This is a genomic window from uncultured Streptococcus sp. (genome assembly GCF_963536705.1).
In the GTDB taxonomy this organism is placed as follows: domain Bacteria; phylum Bacillota; class Bacilli; order Lactobacillales; family Streptococcaceae; genus Streptococcus.
This window is the reverse complement of record NZ_CAUTAP010000011.1, coordinates 22,863-42,768: the sequence shown is the minus strand read 5'-3', so window position 1 is coordinate 42,768 and position 19,906 is coordinate 22,863. Positions and strand designations below refer to the sequence as shown.

The 19,906-nt window shown below is 44.9% G+C and carries 7 protein-coding genes; 6 read left to right on the top strand and 1 reads right to left on the bottom strand.

The annotated features are described in order from the left end of the window. Window positions 1-58 precede the first annotated feature (58 nt). Entirely contained in the window at window positions 59-5,656 is a 5,598-nt protein-coding gene (locus RWX26_RS07370) for a CshA/CshB family fibrillar adhesin-related protein (protein WP_314580439.1), read from the top strand. A gap of 341 nt (window positions 5,657-5,997) precedes the next feature. Continuing rightward, on the top strand, window positions 5,998-14,310 hold the full coding sequence (locus RWX26_RS07365) for a CshA/CshB family fibrillar adhesin-related protein (protein WP_314580437.1): 8,313 nt from the start codon (window positions 5,998-6,000) through the stop codon (window positions 14,308-14,310). Window positions 14,311-14,496: 186 nt separating this feature from the next. Here the strand turns inward: RWX26_RS07365 and fbpA are convergent, their stop codons facing one another. After that, window positions 14,497-16,146, bottom strand: a complete 1,650-nt coding sequence (gene fbpA / locus RWX26_RS07360) for an Rqc2 family fibronectin-binding protein FbpA (protein ID WP_314580435.1) — start codon at window positions 16,144-16,146, stop codon at window positions 14,497-14,499. A 529-nt stretch (window positions 16,147-16,675) separates the two neighbouring features. Here fbpA and trpX point away from each other — a divergent pair. From trpX to RWX26_RS07340, 4 genes are all read left to right on the top strand, one after another. Then, window positions 16,676-17,683: a tryptophan ABC transporter substrate-binding protein gene (gene trpX, locus RWX26_RS07355; RefSeq protein ID WP_061592800.1), complete on the top strand. Its 1,008-nt coding sequence runs from the start codon at window positions 16,676-16,678 to the stop codon at window positions 17,681-17,683. 179 nt (window positions 17,684-17,862) lie between these two features. Further along, window positions 17,863-18,093, top strand: coding sequence for an AbrB/MazE/SpoVT family DNA-binding domain-containing protein (locus tag RWX26_RS07350; RefSeq protein WP_002910015.1), 231 nt, complete (start codon window positions 17,863-17,865; stop codon window positions 18,091-18,093). A gap of 221 nt (window positions 18,094-18,314) precedes the next feature. Next, window positions 18,315-19,064: an ABC transporter ATP-binding protein gene (locus RWX26_RS07345; RefSeq protein WP_314580433.1), complete on the top strand. Its 750-nt coding sequence runs from the start codon at window positions 18,315-18,317 to the stop codon at window positions 19,062-19,064. Beyond that, window positions 19,061-19,795 (top strand): ABC transporter permease, encoded by a 735-nt coding sequence (locus tag RWX26_RS07340; protein WP_314580432.1) that lies wholly within the window; start codon window positions 19,061-19,063, stop codon window positions 19,793-19,795. Before RWX26_RS07345 ends, RWX26_RS07340 begins: the two co-directional genes overlap by 4 nt. Window positions 19,796-19,906 lie beyond the last annotated feature (111 nt).

The following is a 19,906-nucleotide window of genomic DNA, read 5'->3' as shown; positions in this document are numbered from 1 at the left end:
TAAAATAGAATAGTGTATAATAAAATCTGCAATTTAAATGATTATTTAGGAGATTATTATGGGAAAAGATTTATTTAATCCTCACCTGCGTAAGTTTTCGATTCGGAAACTAAACGTCGGTGTTTGTTCTGTGCTCTTATCAACCCTGCTTCTTTTGGGTGCGGCAACGCAGGTTAGCGCTGATGAGACTGTTTCTTCTGGGACTCAAAGCGAGGTTTCTCAAGCAGGCATAGCAGATTCCGCAGGAAGTACTGCAGAATCAGTAAATTCACCAGCTGAGGAAAGTAAGCCTGACACTATTGCAGTTCAAGCAGAAGATGCGTCTTCAGTAGCGGCTGCAAGGCCTGATTCAGTTGATAAGCCAACAAGTGAGCAGCCGACTGCAGAAACTGCCTCTTCGCAAACAACTGTTCCTGCAGAAGTTAAGTCTGAGGAAAACAGCCAACCAGCTCCTGCTCAACCGGCAGGAACTACAGAGACTCCTCAGCCTAGTCGCTCTCGTCGCGTAAGACGGGATGCGGCACCTACTGGTCTGCGAGATGGTGACCCTAACAACACCATTGAGAAGCCTACTTTGGCTGATTCTGAAAAAAAGAACCCGACAGACTTAATGAAGCAGATTAACTGGCTGGATCTTGGTGATAAAAGTGCCATCAGCAACTTAGATACGGACGATTCCTTTAAAGTTGGTACTGTCTATGAGAAGGAAATTTCTCCAGGCTATCGTATTAAACTGACAGTGACGGAATTAAAACCCTTCCACTCAACAGAGATTTATCGTGACCGTGTCAAGGGTACTGCGTATGAAAACAGCTATGATCCGAATGCGAAAAACACTTGGTTCAGATATGTAAACGAAGACTATAAAAAGCAAGAAGCCGAAGGAGATTCGGCTAGACCAAAAATTATAGGTTCGGAACAGAATCAATGGACAGCCGTCCGAGACCAAGGGATTAACACCAATGGTCGAAAGACTCAATTACAAGTCCCTAAAAATGGTGCTAGCTACGGTATAAAATTCAAGGTAGAAGCGACTTACCTTGGAAAACCTGTAAAAGCAACGGTTATCATGTCAGATGGAGAAGAAGCCAACCCAGGGGAGTATGCTATCTTCACGACCAATGGCCAAGGATGGGAACACTTGGCAGAATGGAAACGTGTCCTGCCAGATGGTCGGGAAATTACCGAAACTTATGCACCGATGAACCCTAACAGATATGGTCAATATATAGGAGATAATGCGACTATACCTGTAATCGACTGGACTGCTTTTACTAATCCAGATCAAAAAACAGGAGGCTTGGGCTCTCAGGTCTTTGGTCCTAATACTTCTAAAGATCACACAGTTCCGATTGTGATGACACGTGGCGCTTCAGAAGTTGGGATTTATATTGCTTCTTCTGGTCAGCAAGCTGCTATGATTGGTTTTATGGTAGTTGATGAGGGAGATGCACCGGCTTCTTATGGAAATGCTATTCATGCTATTTCTGGTTATGATGCCAATACAGGTGCAAGAACTCCTCAGCCATTCTTGGGTCGGGTCGAAGCAGATATTGATACTACTTCGGGTAATGACTGGAGGCATGATGACGATACTGATCACGCAGACGAAGGGGTTAATCAGCTCTTGCCTTCTGATTTGACTGGTAAGACAAATAACCTCTTCCGAGTTAATCGTCTTCAAAATGGTGACTACTCAGTTCGCCTGCAAGCCTCTGCCAATGGCAATAGCAAGGCCTATGTCCGTGCTTGGATTGATTTCAATCAAAATGGTGTTTTTGATGAAAATGAGGCCAGCGAATTTACTGAAGTAACAACGGCTGGTGACTATACTGTCAATTTTAAGAATAATCCAGCGATGACCAATCCTGCAGTTAGCAAGTTGGGAATGCGGGTCCGTATTGCCCTGAATAAGGGAGATATTGAAAAACCTACAGGAACAGCCTTTAGTGGGGAAGTTGAAGACTTAGAAGTCATCTTGACCTATCCACCAAAGGGAGAAAAGAAGGAAAGTACGGGGATAATCGGCCAGCCTCAGAAAGCTACTCTTCAGTTTACACCTCAAGGTATTGATCAAAATGATGAAAGCAAGAAAGCGGCTATTGATACAACTGTAGCACCTGTTGTTTTGGACAATGCAGGTCATACATTAACAGCAGATGGCGACGGCTGGTACAATACTGCTGAGGGACGATATAAAGTAACAGCCAAGGGTGCAAATGTGGATGTGATATTTGAACCTGGCACGGGCTATATCGGTACTACTCAAGGAATTAATATCCGCCGTGTTGATACTAATGGTGCAAGTACAGATTGGATTGCGAAGAATAATGGAGAGCCTGTTATCAACGATAAGTTGAATAATATGGATGCCCGCTATATCCCTACTGTACTCAACTTTAACGAGCATCGTTCAACAGATGCTCAAGGCTTACAACAAGTGCAAGATATTATCTTTAATGATGGCAATCCTGCTAAGACACCTGCTCAACCATCTGCAACGAATCCTGTCTTTTTCTTGGATGCTGATGGCAATCGTATTGCTGGAACAAGTGCGAAGGCAACCTCGCAAGGCCAAGAAGTGGGGACATTTGAGTTAGATCCAGCTACTGGGCGTGTGACTTTCACTCCGAATAAGTCATTTGTTGGGACAGTTGACCCTGTTAACCTACAATTGTATGATACCGATGGAACAGAGCACCGTGCAACCTATCAACCGACAGTAACGCGTGTTGTTCCAACAGCACAAGGAGCAAACTCTGAGGGTATTCAAGGTGCTGAACAATCTGGTAATTTGATCTTTACGCCAGGTGATAATCGTGTGCCAATTAATGAGGCAGTTGCTCCAACTTTTGATAATGGTCAAACAACTAAGGTTGTTCCGAATGTCGGAACTTATATGGTTGATAACGCAGGTCGCGTAACCTTCCAACCAGTTCCTAGCTACACTGGCCGTCCAAGTGCTGAATCTGTTAAACGTGTTGATATGAACGGGACAGAAGTATCCGCTGCTTATCAAGCTGAAGTTAAGGCCGCAACCCCAACAGGTCAAGATACACAGTCTACTGGTTTACAAGGGAAACTTCAAATGAGTCACCTAAACTTTACTCCAGGTCAAGCAAGTATTAATGGACAGAAAGCGACTGTGCCTTTAGCGCCAGAGGGACCACAATTTGTAGTTAATGGGCAAATTCAACAAGCTAATAGTCTACCTGTGCATGATGCAAGTGGCAAGCTACAAGGAACTTACACTGTTCAAGCTAATGGAGATATTAGTTTCCAACCTGCACCAGATTTCCATGGGACGCCAACTCCTGCGCGTCTTCGTGTAAGGGATAAAAACGGATCTACAGCAGAAGCAGTTTACCAACCTACAGTGACTCAAGTAATCCCAACCAGCACAAATGCTGAATCAACTGGCCTCCAAGGTCAACCACAAAGTGGCAAACCAACTTTCAGCCCAGGTGACTCAGCTGTTCCAATTGATATGGATTCTCCAATGACCTTCGAAGACGGTCAATCTAAGAAGACTGTTCAGGGAGTAGGGGTATACACAATTAACTCAGATGGTTCTATCACCTTTACACCTGAGAAACAGTATGTTGGCACACCAACACCGGTTACAGTAAAACGTGTTGATAAAAATGGCACGGAAGTTACCGCAACTTACACGCCAACTGTTACTAAGGTTACACCGGTAGGTACTAATGCGAATAGTACAGGTCCTCAAGGGGTACCTCAAACTGGCACCCCAATTTTTGCGGGTGGTGATCCACTTGTTCCAATTGATGACTCGGTAGAGCCTACCTTCGCAGATGGAAGTAAAGAAAAGACCATTCCAGGTCAGGGAACTTACACCATTGCTCCAGATGGGGCAGTGACTTTCACACCAGAAAAGCAGTTTGTAGGCAAGCCAGATTCAGTGACTGTGAAACGTGTTGATAAGAACGGCACTCCAGTAACTGCGACATACAGTCCAGAGTTCGCCAAGGTAACTCCAACTGGCACCACAGCGACTAGCACCGGTCCTCAGGGTGTTCCGCAAACCGGTACCCCAACCTTTGCGGGCGGTGATCCACTGGTTCCAATTGATGATACAGTGGAGCCTACTTTCGCTGATGGCGATAAGGAAAAAGTGATTCCAGGTCAGGGAACCTATACCATTGCACCAGATGGTGCAGTAACTTTCACGCCAGACAAGCAATTTGTAGGTAAACCGGATCCTATCATTGTGAAGCGAGTGGATAAGAATGGTAGCCCAGTAACGGCTACATACAGCCCAGAGTTTACTAAGGTTACGCCAATCGGCACCAACGCAACCAGCACAGGTCCTCAAGGTCTTTCGCAAACGGGTACCCCAACCTTCCAAGGCGGTGATCCATTAGTTCCAATTGATGAAACCGTTGAGCCAAGCTTCGAAGATGGCAGCAAGAAGAAAGCTATTCCAGGTCAAGGAACGTACACCATTACTCCAGATGGCTCAGTGACCTTTACTCCAGCCAAGCAGTTTGTAGGCAAGCCAGATTCAGTGACTGTGAAACGTGTTGATAAGAACGGCACTCCAGTAACTGCGACATACAGTCCAGAGTTCGCCAAGGTAACTCCAACTGGTAAAGATGCGACCTCTACGAATATCAAAGGTCATGTTCAAACTGGCACACCTGTCTTCGAAGCAGGTGATCCACTAGTTCCAATTGATGAGTCTATTGAACCAACCTTTGAAGACGGAAGCAAGGAAAAGACCATTCCAGGTCAAGGAACATATACCATCACACCAGACGGTACAGTGACCTTCACTCCAGATGCTGATTTCCTTGGTCAGGGTAATGGTGTGACTCTTGTCCGTCGTGATAAGAACGGCACCTCAGTGACAACTCGCTATGTTCCGACCGTGGTTGAACCATCAACTAGCAAGGACAGTTTATCCAGTGGTCGCAAGGGCCAAGCTCAAACGGGCACGCCAAGCTTTGAAGGGGCGATTGACCAGGCAGTAGCACCAACCTTTGAGGACGGCAGCACCGAAATGGTTGTCCCAGGAGAAGGAACTTATCGGTTCAATATGTTGGGGGCAGTGACCTTCGTACCGGAAGCCGACTTTGTCGGAACTACTCGCGGAGTTGTCGTGAAGCGTTCAGATATTTATGGCAATGCTGTGACGGCTACTTATACCCCAACTGTTTTGGGAAGCACTGATACAGAAGATACCAGCAGCACAGGTCTAAAAGGACAGCCTCAGACCGGTAAACCAATCTTTGAAGGAGACGTGGACCCAACCGTTCCGCCAACTTTCGAGGATGGCAGCACTGAAAAGGTCGTTCCAGGTCAAGGTACTTATACGATTGCGCCAGATGGCACTGTGACCTTTGTACCGGAAACGGGCTTTGTCGGTCAAGCTGACGGTGTGACTGTGATTCGCAAAGATCGCAATGGTCAGACTATTTCAGCGGTTTATGTTCCGACTGTGACAGAAAATCCTGTTCAGCCAGAGCGGACGATTACACCTGCACCGCCATCACTTTCTAAGAGTGCGGGTGCAAAATCCCTTCCTAAGACTGGTACAGAAGAAACCTCATACTTAGCAGCAAGTTTACTTGCTGGAGTATCAGGTTTAGGACTGCTTGGCTTAGCGAAGAGGAAGAAAAAGTCTGAAGACTAAAAATTAAGAATTTAGATTTCAGATACTGAATTAAAATAGGAAAGATTCATTAATGAATCTTTTTTCTTTATATTCAAAGAAATAGATCTTAAAAACTTCATAATAGCATTTCTAAAATGTTAAACATTAAGGTAGAATCTGAAATGTTACCAGATTTATTTAATTTATAAGGATTTTTCTATGGTCTATTTTTTCTTTTGTTTTCAAAAATAGACTATAAAACGCTTTGTGTCAATTTTTAAAAAAATTTTTTATATAATTATAGTTATATATATAGCTAACTAAAATGGAATGTTGTATAATAAAACTATTGTAACTAGATGATTATTTAGGAGATTATTATGGGAAAAGATTTATTTAATCCTCACCTGCGTAAGTTTTCGATTCGAAAACTAAACGTCGGTGTTTGTTCTGTGCTCTTGTCAACCCTGCTTCTTTTGGGAGCAGCGGCACAAGTTAGTGCTGACGAAGCTAGTGATTCTGGTGCCCCAAACGAAGTTTCGCAAACAGGAATAGCCGAATCATCAGTGAATTCTGCTGAAACTGTGGCTTCTGAACATTTACAAGCAAAAGAAAGTTCAGCACTTGCTTTTGCTAGTGAGACCCCTCGATCAGATGATAATCCTAGTCCAAGAAGCTCAGAGCCTGAGAAAATTGAAGAATCTACTGAACCTACAGCAACTAAACCAGTTGAGAATACTCAACCAATCACTGTTCACCCAGAAACATCCAACGCGGCTGTCGTGGCTGAAAAGTCAGAAGCAACCGTAGATCTAGCTCAGCCTAATCGCTCTCGTCGTATGAGACGGGATGCCACACCTACTGGACAACAGAACAGCGTAACAACAGGAGTTCCGATAGGTACTGGACCAGCTGGCGCAGATGATGCTACCTCTACGCCACGAGTACCTAAACCAAGCTTGGAGGAATCTGTCAAGAAAGATAGTACCCAATTAGCCAAACAGATTACTTGGCTTGATTTTTCGGATACTGCAAGTTGGAAAGGATTGGATCCACGAGGCGGACTCCAAGTAGGAACGACCTTCAAGAAGGAAATTTCACCGGGCTATGAAGTAACCCTGACGGTCACTGAGCTTAAACCTTTTAACTCGACTGAAACTTATAGAAAACGGGTTGAAGGAACACCGACAGCAAATACTTATGACCCAAATGCTCAGAATGATTTCTTGAAGTCGAGTTCAAAATATGGGAGAACACCGCTTTCAGTTATAGGGGCAAGTCAGGATCAATGGACAACTATTCGTAATCAAGGTTTTAATACCCAGAATCATAAGACGCAACTTGTTTACCCTGAGGATTCAGCTAACTGGGGAGTGAAATTCAATATTGAGGCTACCTATCTAGGGAAGCGTGTGGCCCCTACGGTGGTTATGGCCGATGGTGAAGATGCCAACCCAGGTGAATTTGCTATCTTCACTACTAACGGAGAAGGATGGGAATATCTCGGTGAATGGAAGAATAAGAGTACTGCCAAAGAAGCCTACACCGTTATTACCAAGCAAATGCTGGATGATGAAAATGTAAAGAGAAGAGGTCTCTTAATCTTAAGAGATACAAGCGTAGACTGGTATAAGTACCTCAGTCCGGATACAGTGACAGGTGGCTTGGGAACTCAGGTCTTTGGACCAAACCGTTCGAACGAACGGACGGTTCCTGTGGTGATGACACGCGGAGCTTCTGAAGTAGGATTTTACGTAGCATCATCTGGGCAACAGGCTATGATGATGGGATTTTTAGTGGTGGATGGCAGTGATGCGCCAGCGACTTATGGCGAAGCCTTCCATACCATTTCAGGTCGTGATTCTCTGACTGGTAAGCTAATTAATCAGCCTTACTTAGGGACTACTCCAGCAGACATTGATGTTGAGTCATCCAATGACTGGGTTCTGGATGATAAAAAGGAGCATAAGGACGAGGGTGCCAGCCAATTACTAGCAGACGATCAATTAAGTACTTCTAATGATTTGCTAGATTTAGACAAAGCAAAAAATGGAACTTACACAATTAAAATCAAAGCTAATCCAAATGGCAATGCTAAATCCTATGTCAAGGCATGGATAGACTTCAACAATGATGGAGTCTTCAATGAAAGCGAAGGTAGCAACCTACAAGAGATTACAGCTGCTGGTGACTATACCTTGACCTTCAATGCCAACTCAAATATTACTGGCGGTCAAGTAGACAAATTGGGTATGCGTTTCCGAATTGCGACTAATAAAGGTGATATTGAACAACCAACCGGTATTGCCTTTAGTGGTGAAGTAGAAGATATGCTCTTGCACCGCATTTATCCTCCTAAGGGGGAGAAGCAGACTACGGATGGCTTTACAGGCGAGACTCAAACTGCTGTCCTTCACTTCACACCTAAAGGAACGGATCGCTCAGACGACAGTGTCAATGCAGTTATGAGTACCCAAGCGCCTCAGGTTCTGGATAAACAAGGCAATGCTCTGACGCCTGTTGATGGCAACTATATTCGTCCAGAAGGGACCTATCGCTTGACCGTCAATGGCAATGATGTTCAAGTAGTCTTCACACCAAATGCGGAATTTTCTGGAATTGCTGATGGAATTAACATCCGTTGGACTGACAGCAATGGTACATCAACTGGATGGACTTCAACGGATGCTTCTGACCCTAATAAAAATGATCAATTGACTACAATGGATGGCCGTTATGTACCGACAGTTCGTAAGATTCCAAACTACGAATCAAGTGGTCTTCAGGGACTGGAACAAAACAAAACGCTAGTCTTTAACGATGATGATGCGAATACGCCTCCTGTTACGCCAGACGCTACCCATCCTGCCAGCTTTGTGGATGCTAACGGTCAGACAGTAGCAGGCAACACGGTGCCAGCCATGTCCAATGGCCAGCAAGTCGGGACCTATGAATTAGATCCAAATACCGGCCAAGTGACCTTCAAACCTATCAAAACTTTTTATGGTACGCCAGACCCAGTGGTAGTTCAAGTCAGTGATGCCGATGGTAAAGCACACCGAGCACGCTACCAACCTAATGTGACCCAAGTAACACCAAGAAGCACCAATGTTGAATCAACTGGCCTCCAAGGTCAAGCACAAAGTGGTAAGCCGACCTTCACCCCAGGTGACCAACAAATCCCAATTGACATGAGCAAAGCCATGACTTTTGAAAATGGGACGAACACCTTGGAAGTAGCTAATGAAGGAACTTATACTATCAATTCAGATGATACCATTACCTTCAAGCCACTTAAGCAATTCACTGGCAAGGCAACACCGGTTACAGTCAAACGTGTCGATGCCAACGGCACAGAAGTGACTGCAACCTATACACCGAACGTGACCAAGGTCACACCAACCAGCACACCTGCTACTTCATCAGGTCCTCAAGGTGTTCCACAAACAGGAACGCCAGTCTTCAAGGAGGGCGATCCAGCGGTCCCAATCGATATGACCAAGCAAATGACCTTTGACGATGGTCAACCTAAGAAGATTGTTGCGGGCGTAGGGGAATACACCATCAATTCAGATGGATCTATTACCTTTACTCCAGATAAGAAATATGTTGGAACCCCAGCCTCGGTGACGGTCAAACGAGTTGACGAAAATGGCACCGAAATAAGAGCAACCTATACGCCAACCGTGACGGAAGTGACGCCAAGAAGTACCAATGCCGTTTCAAGCGGCTTGCAAGGACAACAACAAAGTGGCAAGCCGATCTTCACCCCAGGCGACAAAGCTGTGCCGATTGATATGGCCCAACCAATGACCTTTGAAGATAATCAAACAACCAAGAAGGTAGACAAGGTCGGGACTTATGTCATTGAGTCAGATGGTACGATTACTTTCACGCCAGACAAGCAATATGTGGGGACCCCATCTCCAGTAACAGTTAAACGCGTAGACACAAATGGAACAGAAGTAACGGCTACTTACACACCAACCGTGACGCGTGTCACACCAACCAGCACCAATGCTGAGTCAACAGGCCTGCAAGGTCAACCACAAAGCGGCAAGCCAACTTTCAGTCCAGGTGACCAACAAATCCCAATTGACATGAGCAAAGCCATGACCTTTGAAAATGGTACCGACACATTGGTAGTAGCTGATCAAGGAACTTATACTATTAATTCAGATGGTTCCATTACTTTTAAGCCAGAGAAGAAATTTACTGGTAAGGCAACACCAGTCACGGTCAAACGTGTAGATGCGAATGGAACCGAAGTGACAGCTAAATATACTCCTTCTGTTGAAGAAGTTATTCCAAATGCGACTGGTGATCAGACTGAAGGTCTACAAGGATTGGTTCAGAATGGTAAGATTACTTTTGAAGCCGGAAGACCAGAAGTTGGTTTTTCAGCAGACAATACCCCAGTTTTTGACACGGGTACCAATGTGAAAGAAATTGAAAATGTTGGTAAGTTTGAAGTGGATATTGATGGCAATATTACCTTTACCCCGGTTAAGACATTTGTAGGTAAAACACCTGAAATTGAAGTCAGTCGTGCAGATGTCAACGGTACCCTTGCTAAGGCAAAATATCAAGCAACAGTGACAGCTGTAAAGCCAACTGGTGTTGGAAACAAGACAGAAGGCCTGCAAGGTCAAGTTCAAGAAGGTAAAGTGACCTTCACACCAGGGCACGACTCTGTTCCATTCCCTGTTGGTTCGACTCCATTGTTTGATAACCATTCAACAGTGAAAGAAGTACAGAATGTCGGTAAGTTTGAAGTGGACTCTGATGGTAAGGTTACCTTTACCCCACTCAAGCAGTTTAAGGGGGAAACACCAGAACTTGAATTGACTCGCACCGATGCTAATGGCACTCCAGTAACCGTCAAGTACCAAGCAGTTGTGAAAGAAGTGGTTCCAAGAGGAACTGACGCGACTAGCACAGGTCCTCAGGGGGTTCCGCAAACAGGTAGTCCAAGCTTCCAAGGTGGTGATCCACTTGTTCCGATTGATATGGATTCTCCAATGACCTTTGAAGATGGTCAACCTAAGAAGACAGTTCAAGGAGTAGGAGAATATACCATCAACTCAGATGGTACTATCACCTTTACCCCAGACAAACAGTATGTGGGGACCCCAGCTTCAGTTACTGTTAAACGTGTAGATAAGAACGGCACGGAAGTTACTGCCACCTATACGCCAACGGTAACACGGGTAACGCCTACTAGTACCAATGCTGAATCAACTGGTATCCAAGGTCAACCGCAAAGTGGCAAGCCAACTTTCAGTCCAGGTGACCAAGCTGTTCCAATCGATATGACCAAGCCAATGACCTTTGAAAATGGGACTGACACTTTGGTAGTGGCTAATCAAGGAACTTATACCATTAATTCAGATGGTTCTATTACCTTCCAACCAGTTAAGCAATTTACTGGCAAGGCGACACCTGTTACGGTTAAACGAGTCGATGCTAACGGTACAGAAATAACTGCGACTTATACACCGACCGTTACCAAGGTGATACCAACCAGCACCAATGCAACCAGCACTGGCCCTCAAGGTATTGCGCAAACTGGCACTCCGACTTTCCAAGGCGGCGACCCACTTGTTCCAATCGATGACACAGTGAAGCCAACCTTCGAAGATGGAAGCAAGGAGAAGAAGATTCCAGGTCAGGGAACCTACACCATCACTCCAGATGGCGCAGTGACTTTTGCGCCAGACAAGCAATTTGTAGGTAAACCAGATCCAATCACTGTGAAACGTGTTGATAAGAATGGTACTCCAGTAATGGCAACTTACAGCCCAGAGTTTACTAAGGTTACTCCAACTGGTACTGGCACTAAGACAGAAGGCTTGCAAGGCCAAGTTCAAGAAGGGCAAGTAAGCTTTACCCCAGGCCATGACTCTGTTCCATTCCCAGCTGCTTCAACTCCACTGTTTGATAATGGTTCCGCAGTTAAAGAAGTACCGAATGTTGGTAAGTTCGAAGTGGATGCAGATGGTAAGGTGACCTTTACTCCAGACAAACAATTCAAGGGTGAAACACCGGAACTCGAATTAACTCGTGTGGATGCCAACGGTACTCCTATCACCGTCAAATATCAAGCAGTAGTGAAAGAAGTGATTCCAACTGGCACCAATGCGATTAGCACTGGTCCTCAAGGTGTTCCACAAACCGGTACTCCAACGTTTGCGGGTGGTGATCCGCTGGTTCCAATCGATGACACAGTAGAGCCAAGCTTCGACGATGGCAGCAAGAAGAAGACTATTCCAGGTCAGGGAACGTATACCATTACTCCAGATGGCGCAGTGACTTTCACGCCAGACAAGCAATTTGTAGGCAAACCAGATCCAATCACTGTGAAACGTGTGGACAAGAATGGCACTCCAGTGACGGCTACCTACAGTCCAGAATTTACGAAAGTAACTCCAAATGGTACTGGCACTAAGACAGAAGGCTTGCAAGGTCAAGTCCAAGAGGGCCAAGTCACCTTCACTCCAGGCCATGACTCTGTTCCATTCCCAGCTGGTTCAACTCCATTATTCGATAATGGTTCCGCAGTTAAAGAAGTACCAAATGTTGGTAAGTTCGAAGTGGATGCGGACGGCAAGGTTACTTTCACTCCAGACAAACAATTCAAGGGTGAAACACCAGAACTCGAATTGACTCGGACTGATGCGAATGGCACTCCAGTAACCGTCAAGTACCAAGCGGTAGTGAAAGAAGTGATTCCTACTAGCACCAATGTGATTAGCACTGGTCCTCAAGGTGTTCCGCAAACTGGCACCCCAACTTTTGCTGGCGGTGATCCACTAGTTCCAATTGATGACTCAGTAGAGCCAACTTTCGAAGATGGAAGTAAGGAGAAAAAGATTCCAGGTCAAGGAACTTACACCATTGCACCAGATGGCGCAGTGACCTTCACCCCAGACAAGCAGTATGTAGGTAAACCGGATCCAATCACTGTAAAACGTGTCGATAAGAATGGCACACCAGTGACTGCAACCTACAGTCCAGAGTTTGTCAAGGTAACTCCAACTGGTACTGGCACTAAGACAGAAGGCTTGCAAGGCCAAGTTCAAGAAGGCCAAGTCATCTTCACGCCAGGCCATGACTCTGTTCCATTCCCAGCTGGTTCAACTCCGCTGTTTGATAACAATTCAACAGTTAAAGAAGTTCCAAATGTCGGCAAGTTCGAAGTGGATGCGGACGGCAAGGTGACCTTTACTCCAGACAAACAGTTCAAGGGGGAAACACCGGAACTCGAATTGACTCGGACTGATGCGAATGGGACTCCAGTAACCGTCAAATATCAAGCAGTAGTGAAAGAAGTGATTCCTACTGGCACCAACGCAACCAGCACAGGTCCTCAAGGTGTTCCACAAACTGGCACCCCAATTTTTGCGGGTGGTGACCCACTAGTTCCAATTGATGAAACCGTAGGGGCAACCTTCGCAGACGGCAATAAGGAAAAAGTGATTCCAGGTCAAGGAACTTACACGATTGCCCCAGCTGGCTCAGTGACCTTCACTCCAGACAAGCAATTTGTAGGTAAACCAGATTCAGTTACCGTTAAGAGAGTGGACAAGAATGGTACTCCAGTCACTGCAACTTACAGTCCAGAGTTTGTTAAGGTAACTCCAACTGGTAAAGATGCTTCCTCTACAAATATCAAAGGTCATGTTCAAACCGGCAAACCTGTATTTGAGTCAGGTAATCCATTGGTTCCAATTGATGAGACGATTGCACCAACCTTCGAAGACGGAAGCAAGGAAAAGACTATTCCGGGTGAGGGGACTTATACCATCACGTCAGATGGGACAGTCACCTTTACTCCAGAAGCTGATTTCCTTGGTCAGGGAAGCGGTGTGACCCTTGTCCGTCGTGATAAGAATGGCAGCGAGATTACAGCTCGCTATATTCCGACCGTGGTGGAACCATCAACTAGCAAGGACAGTATATCTAGCGGTCGCAAGGGCCAAGCTCAAACGGGCACGCCAATCTTTGAAGGGGCGATTGACCAGGCAGTAGCACCTACCTTTGCGGATGGCAGCACCGAAATGGTTGTCCCAGGAGAAGGAACTTATCGTTTCAATATGCTGGGGGCAGTGACTTTCGTACCGGAAGCAGACTTTGTTGGAACTGCCAGTGGAGTTGTCGTGAAGCGTTCAGATATTTATGGCAATGCCGTGACGGCTACCTATACACCAACTGTTTTGGGAAGCACTGCCACAGAAGATACCGGCAGCACGGGTCTCAAAGGCCAGCCGCAGACTGGTAAACCAATCTTTGAAGGCGACGTGGATCCAACCGTTCCGCCAACTTTTGAGGATGGCAGCACCGAAAAGGTTGTTCCAGGTCAAGGTACTTACACGATTGCGCCAGATGGCACTGTGACCTTTGTACCGGAAACTGGCTTTGTCGGTCAAGCTGATGGCGTGATAGTGATTCGCAAAGACCGCAATGGTCAGACGATTTCAGCAATCTATGTTCCGACTGTGACAGAAGATCCTGTTCAGCCAGAGCGGACGATTACGCCTGCACCACCTTCTCTTTCCAAGAGTGAGAGTGGAAAAGCCCTTCCTAAGACAGGTACGGAAGAAACCTCATATTTAGCAGCAAGCTTACTTGCGGGAGTATCAGGTTTGGGATTGCTTGGATTAGAGAAGAGAAAGAAAAAGTCTGAAGACTAACATAGGCTTGAAGAAATTCCGTTAACGAACTAGAAGAATTTCGGGAGAGCGCAAAAACAGGTAGAACTTATGTTCTACCTGTTTTGTTATCAAAAAATTCTTGAAAGTGATGGAGATAATAGAAAGCTTCAGCTAGCTAATGACTGTCCTGCTCCTAAGTCTGTTTCATAGTTAAAAAGGGTAATTCTACATTTTCATGCTTTTAATTTTCTCTTCGTCTGGTGTGACGCGCAGGGTTTTCTGGCCCGTATAGGTGACAAACCCTGGCTTACCACCGGTTGGTTTGTTGAGTTTTCTAGTCTCAATCATATCTACTTGGACCAGATTAGAGAGTCTGGCCTTGGAGAAGTAGGCCGCTAGCTCGGCAGCGTCAGTCTTGACTTCATCGCTGGGCTGAAGATTGCCTGTGATGACCACATGACTGCCTGGAATATCCTTGGCGTGAAACCAAAGCTCGTCCTTCTTGGCCATCTTAAACGTCAGCACATCATTTTGTAGATTGTTACGTCCAACCAGGATAATGGTTTGGCCATCTGTTGCCAAATATTTCTCCGGTTTCTGCCTTTTTTGGATTTTCTCTCTCTGGCGTCGGCGGATAAATCCAGTCTGGATTAGTTCCTCTCGTATTTCTGCAATTTCAGTCAGGCTGGCCTGAGCAAGAGCTATTTCCACGCTCTCTAGGTAGAGAATCGTAGTCCGTGTCTCCTCAATCAAGCTGGTCAGGTGTTTGACGGCTTCCTTGAGCTTCTGGTAACGTTTGAAATAGCGCTGGGCATTTTGGTTGGGAGTCAGGGCCTTGTCAAGCGAGATAATAATCTTCTCACCTGTATAGTAATTATCCAACTCAACCTGGTCCTGATCGTTAGGTACCTGATGGAGAAAGGTAGTTAAGAGCTCCCCTTTTTGGCGGAATTCTTCTGCATTCTCCGTTGCTAGAAGTTCTTCCTCTTGCTTGACCAGCTTTTTTCGGTTCTTTTCCAACTCATTTTCTACTCGGCGAATCAGTTCGCTGGCCTGCTGGTTGACCCGATCTCGCTCTGCTTTGTCCTTATAGAAAGAGTCCAAAAGCTCGGATAGCGTGGACATTTGGGCCTTGCTGTCGGAAAATAGCAGAGCAGAGAAGGATTTTTCGGTCAGGCTAGGCTGAGTCGGACTGGCAAAGAAGGCTCGGAAAGTTTTGAGCTTGTCAGCTGTCAGACGACAACTGAGTTCAGTAGCTGTATCCCGCCCCAATCCTTGAAAAATCTGTTGCAGGCGTTTGGGCTCTAAGTCTTCAGTATGTAAGATTTCAAAGAGCTTTTCATCACCCACAGTGAAAGGATTGAGACTGCCAGTCTGAGGAGGTGCGACATAGGTTGAGCCAGGCAGGATGGTTCGATAGCTATTCTGAGAAAATCCGACATGTTTGATGGCTTCAATAATCTTACCGCTAGACTTGTCCAAGAGAATGATATTGCTGTGCTTGCCCATGATTTCGATGACCAGAGTCACAGCCACGCTATCGCCGATTTCGTTCTTATTGGAGACGCTGATTTCCAAAATCCGATCATTCTCCACTTGCTGGATTGCTTCAATGACGGCTCCCTGCAGGTATTTGCGCATGACCATGATAAAGGTATTGGGAACAGCTGGATTTTCAAACGTGGTATCTGTCAGCTGGACGCGCCCAAAGACCGAGTGGGCTGATAGGAGCAGCTTGTGGCTTTTACGGTTGCTGCGAATCTGTAAAACCAGCTCCTGTTCAAAGGGCTGATTAATCTTCTGAATACGGCCGCCCAGCAATTCGCGGCGGAGCTCCTCTGTCATGTGGTGTAAAAAAAATCCGTCGAAAGACATGTTTTTCTCCTTGAAACTTGCTAAAGAAAATTATAACAAAAAACCAAGCTAAAAGCTTCTAAAGTCTCGCCAAAAAGCAATTTAATTTTTGTCTATAATTGCTTCTATAAACCAAATCCGAACATTTTATAAAAATTTTCAAAAAGGTCTTGACATCCTTTCAGGAAAAACTTAAAATATAGGAAATTAGAAAAGTAGTAGATGCATTTGTTTTTAGCGAGCTTGTGGTTGGTGGAAATGAGCAACAAATCTTTATGAAATTGGGCTAATGGATAAAATGAATTTGAAACAATAAGAATTCGGTGGGCACACCTTACAGTGCAGCTTGTTTGATGACAAGATAGAGACATGGGGAATATTAGCTATTTTCCATAATTGAGGTGGCACCGCGATTTTCGCCCTCACACAGAATACCTGTGTGAGGTTTTTTTGTTGCTTATTATAAAAAACAAGGAGAATTGCCTATGTTTAAACGATGGCGTCCCTAGGGATTGATAAAAAATATAAAACAAAGAAATGGAGAAAGAACATGAAAAACAAACGATTAGTAACTATCTTAGGCCTTTTGGCCGTTTTGGCAATCGGTGGGATTGTCTATTCCAGCTTGAACAGCAAAGGTAACACCACTAAGACTGGCGACGACAGTCAGACAGTCAAGGTCGGCGTGCTGCAGTATGTCAGCCATCCTTCGCTGGATTTGATTTACAAGGGGATTCAGGATGGTCTGGCTGAAGAAGGCTATAAGGGCGACAAGATTAAGATTGACTTTATGAATGCTGAGGGCGATCAGAGTAAGGTCTCTACTATGAGCAAACAGCTGGTTTCCAATGACAACGATGTGCTGATTGGGATTGCGACTCCATCTGCTCAAGGACTAGCTGCAGCTACTAAGGACAAGCCTATTGTCATGGGAGCTATCACAGATCCAGTTGGAGCAAACCTAGTGAAAAATCTGGACAAGCCAGGGGGCAATATTACTGGTGTCTCTGACCGCAATCCAGCTAAGCAACAGCTAGAGCTGATTAAAAAATTGACCCCAGATGTCAAGACTATCGGTGCGCTCTACTCTAGCAGCGAAGACAACTCTAAAACTCAAGTGGAAGAGTTCAAAAAATTAGCTGAAGAGGCAGGCTACAAGGTAGAGGAATACTCTGTTCCTTCAACCAATGAAATTGCTTCAACCATGAATGTCATGACTGGCAAGGTTGATGCTATATGGATTCCAATTGACAATACCATTGCATCAGCTTTTGCGACAGTTGTGTCCAGCAATAAAGAAGCTAAGAAGCCGATTTATCCAAGTGCGACAGCCATGGTAGAAGAAGGAGGCCTTGCCTCTGTCGTTGTAGACCAGTATGACCTAGGTGTTGCGACTGGAAAAATGGCAGCTAAAGTTCTTAAAGGTGCCAAACCTGCTGACACTGCAGTAGATATTTTCGATACAGGTAAATCTGTAATCAATACCAAAAATGCCAAAGAGCTTGGCATTACTGTACCAGAAGATGTCCTCAAAGAAGCTGGCCAGGTTATCAAATAAAAAGAAAGAAGTCTGTTGTTTCACAGGCTTCTTTTTCTCGATAGTCTCTTCTTGTAAAACCTTTCCCGCAGTTGTATAATAGAATTGGCTCAAGTGAATGAGAAGAGCAAATGAAGTGCAGTTTGCTCCAGTAGATTTTACGAAGAGATAGAAGCGGAAAGGGAGTTAGTCAAGAAAGAATGGAAGAAGATATTCAAAAAAACCGCTATATGGGATCGGTCAAGGTTGGCCCCAAGGGGCAGATTGTCATTCCTAAAGAAGTGAGAGATATGTTTGAAATTCAACCTGGGGATGCTCTGGTCCTCTTTGCAGATGCCCAGCAAGGCATTGCCATCCAGCGTTACGAACTCTATGAAGATCTATTTAATCAGACCTTCAATGGAGACAAAAATTCAAAAAGTGATTTATAAAATCGGAATCTGCTTAAGCAGATTTTTTCTTTTGCTTTTATTTGCTACTACTAATGAATAGGTGTATAATATGTATAATAAGTTATACAAATCGTACCAAACTCTTTCGAGATTGAGTTAGAATAGCTCAGTTTTTAGCTAAATGAGTAAGTTGTGACTAGCTTTAGATATCAAAGTCATATCTTTAAAATAACATTTCGCTTTTTATTTCCTCATATCTGATGAAAGGAGATGTCCTTATGTATGCAGTTGAGATGCAGGATTTGACCAAGCAATACGGCTCAAAGACGGTTGTTGATGGTTTGAATCTAAAAATTGAAGAGGATGAATTCTTTGCCATGCTGGGCTCTAATGGTGCGGGAAAGACAACAACGATTAAGATGCTGTCCTGTCTAGTTGAGCCGACAGCAGGAGATGCCCTAATGCTAGGCTATAGCATTCGTAAGGAGGAAGATGCTATCAAGGAAATGATTAATGTTTCACCTCAGGAAACAGCTGTTGCTCCCAAGCTGACAGTCAGGGAAAATCTGGAGATGATTGCTCGTTTATATGGATTTTCTAAGGAAGAAGCGGCGCAAAAGAGAGAGCATCTGATGGAGACATTTGACCTGACGGATAGGCAGCATGATCGGGCCAAGTCCTTGTCAGGTGGCTGGCAGCGCAAGCTCAGTATTGCAATGGCTCTAATCAGTCAGCCCAAGATTTTGTTTCTGGACGAACCGACCTTGGGACTGGATGTACGGGCTAGAAGGGAGTTATGGAAGAATATTGAGCAACTAAAGGGAAAAGTTACAGTGATTCTGACCACACATTATCTAGAAGAAGCCGAGGCTTTGGCCGACCGACTCTGCATTATGGATAAGGGAGTGGTGCAGATTTTGGGGACAGCCGAGGAAATTATCCAAGCTTCCGGCAAGAAGGATTTTGAAGAGGCCTTTTTGTCCTATACGGAAGGAGGGGAATTAGCATGAGAGCCTTCATTTTTGCAAAGCGCAATTTCAAAGAAATCATGCGTGATTATGTCAGCAGTCTGATGGGAATTGGTTTTCCTGTCTTTCTGATTATCGCCCTGTCCCTTATGAAGCAGAGCCTCAAAGGTATGCCAGCTATATTTTCCATTGAAAATTTTGCCCCAAGTATGATGGTGTTTGGTGCTTCCTGGATAACTATTTTTGTTGGCAGTCTAATGACAACAGACCGCAATAGCTCTTTTCTCATGCGGCTACTATCTACACCGCTTAGAAGTGTGGATTATATCTTAGGGTATTCGATTCCAGTTCTGCCTCTGGTTCTTTTACAGGGCATAGCTAGTTTTGCAGCTGCAATGATTTTTGGTTTATCCTTAAATCTGGGAACTTTTTACGCACTCTTGGTTTTGATTCCAGTAGCTCTGCTCTTTATTTCGTTGGGCTTGCTTTTAGGCTCAGCTTTCTCTAGCAGTAATGCAGTCAGTGGTTTTGGGACTATTCTTGTCAACGCCACAGTTTTTCTCAGTGGGGCAGTGCTTCCGATTGAGATGATAGGAGGTGGTTTTGAAGCATTCTGCAATGCCTTGCCATTTGCCCATGCAGCAAAGGCTGTTCAGTTGGCATGGGCTCAAGATTTAAATTCACTTTTGCCTCATCTGTTTTGGGTTCTGCTCTATGCTTTCCTATTCTTTATCCCTTCTGTCTGGATTTTCAAAAAGAGGATGAAAGTGTAGAGGTTTAGTTCAATCTAGAATTCAGCTGGATTAGCTTGCGAAATGTTTGGAAATCTGTTAGAATGAAATATAACTGAATAGCAATCCGCAAGACCAGTAACCTAGGGGAAG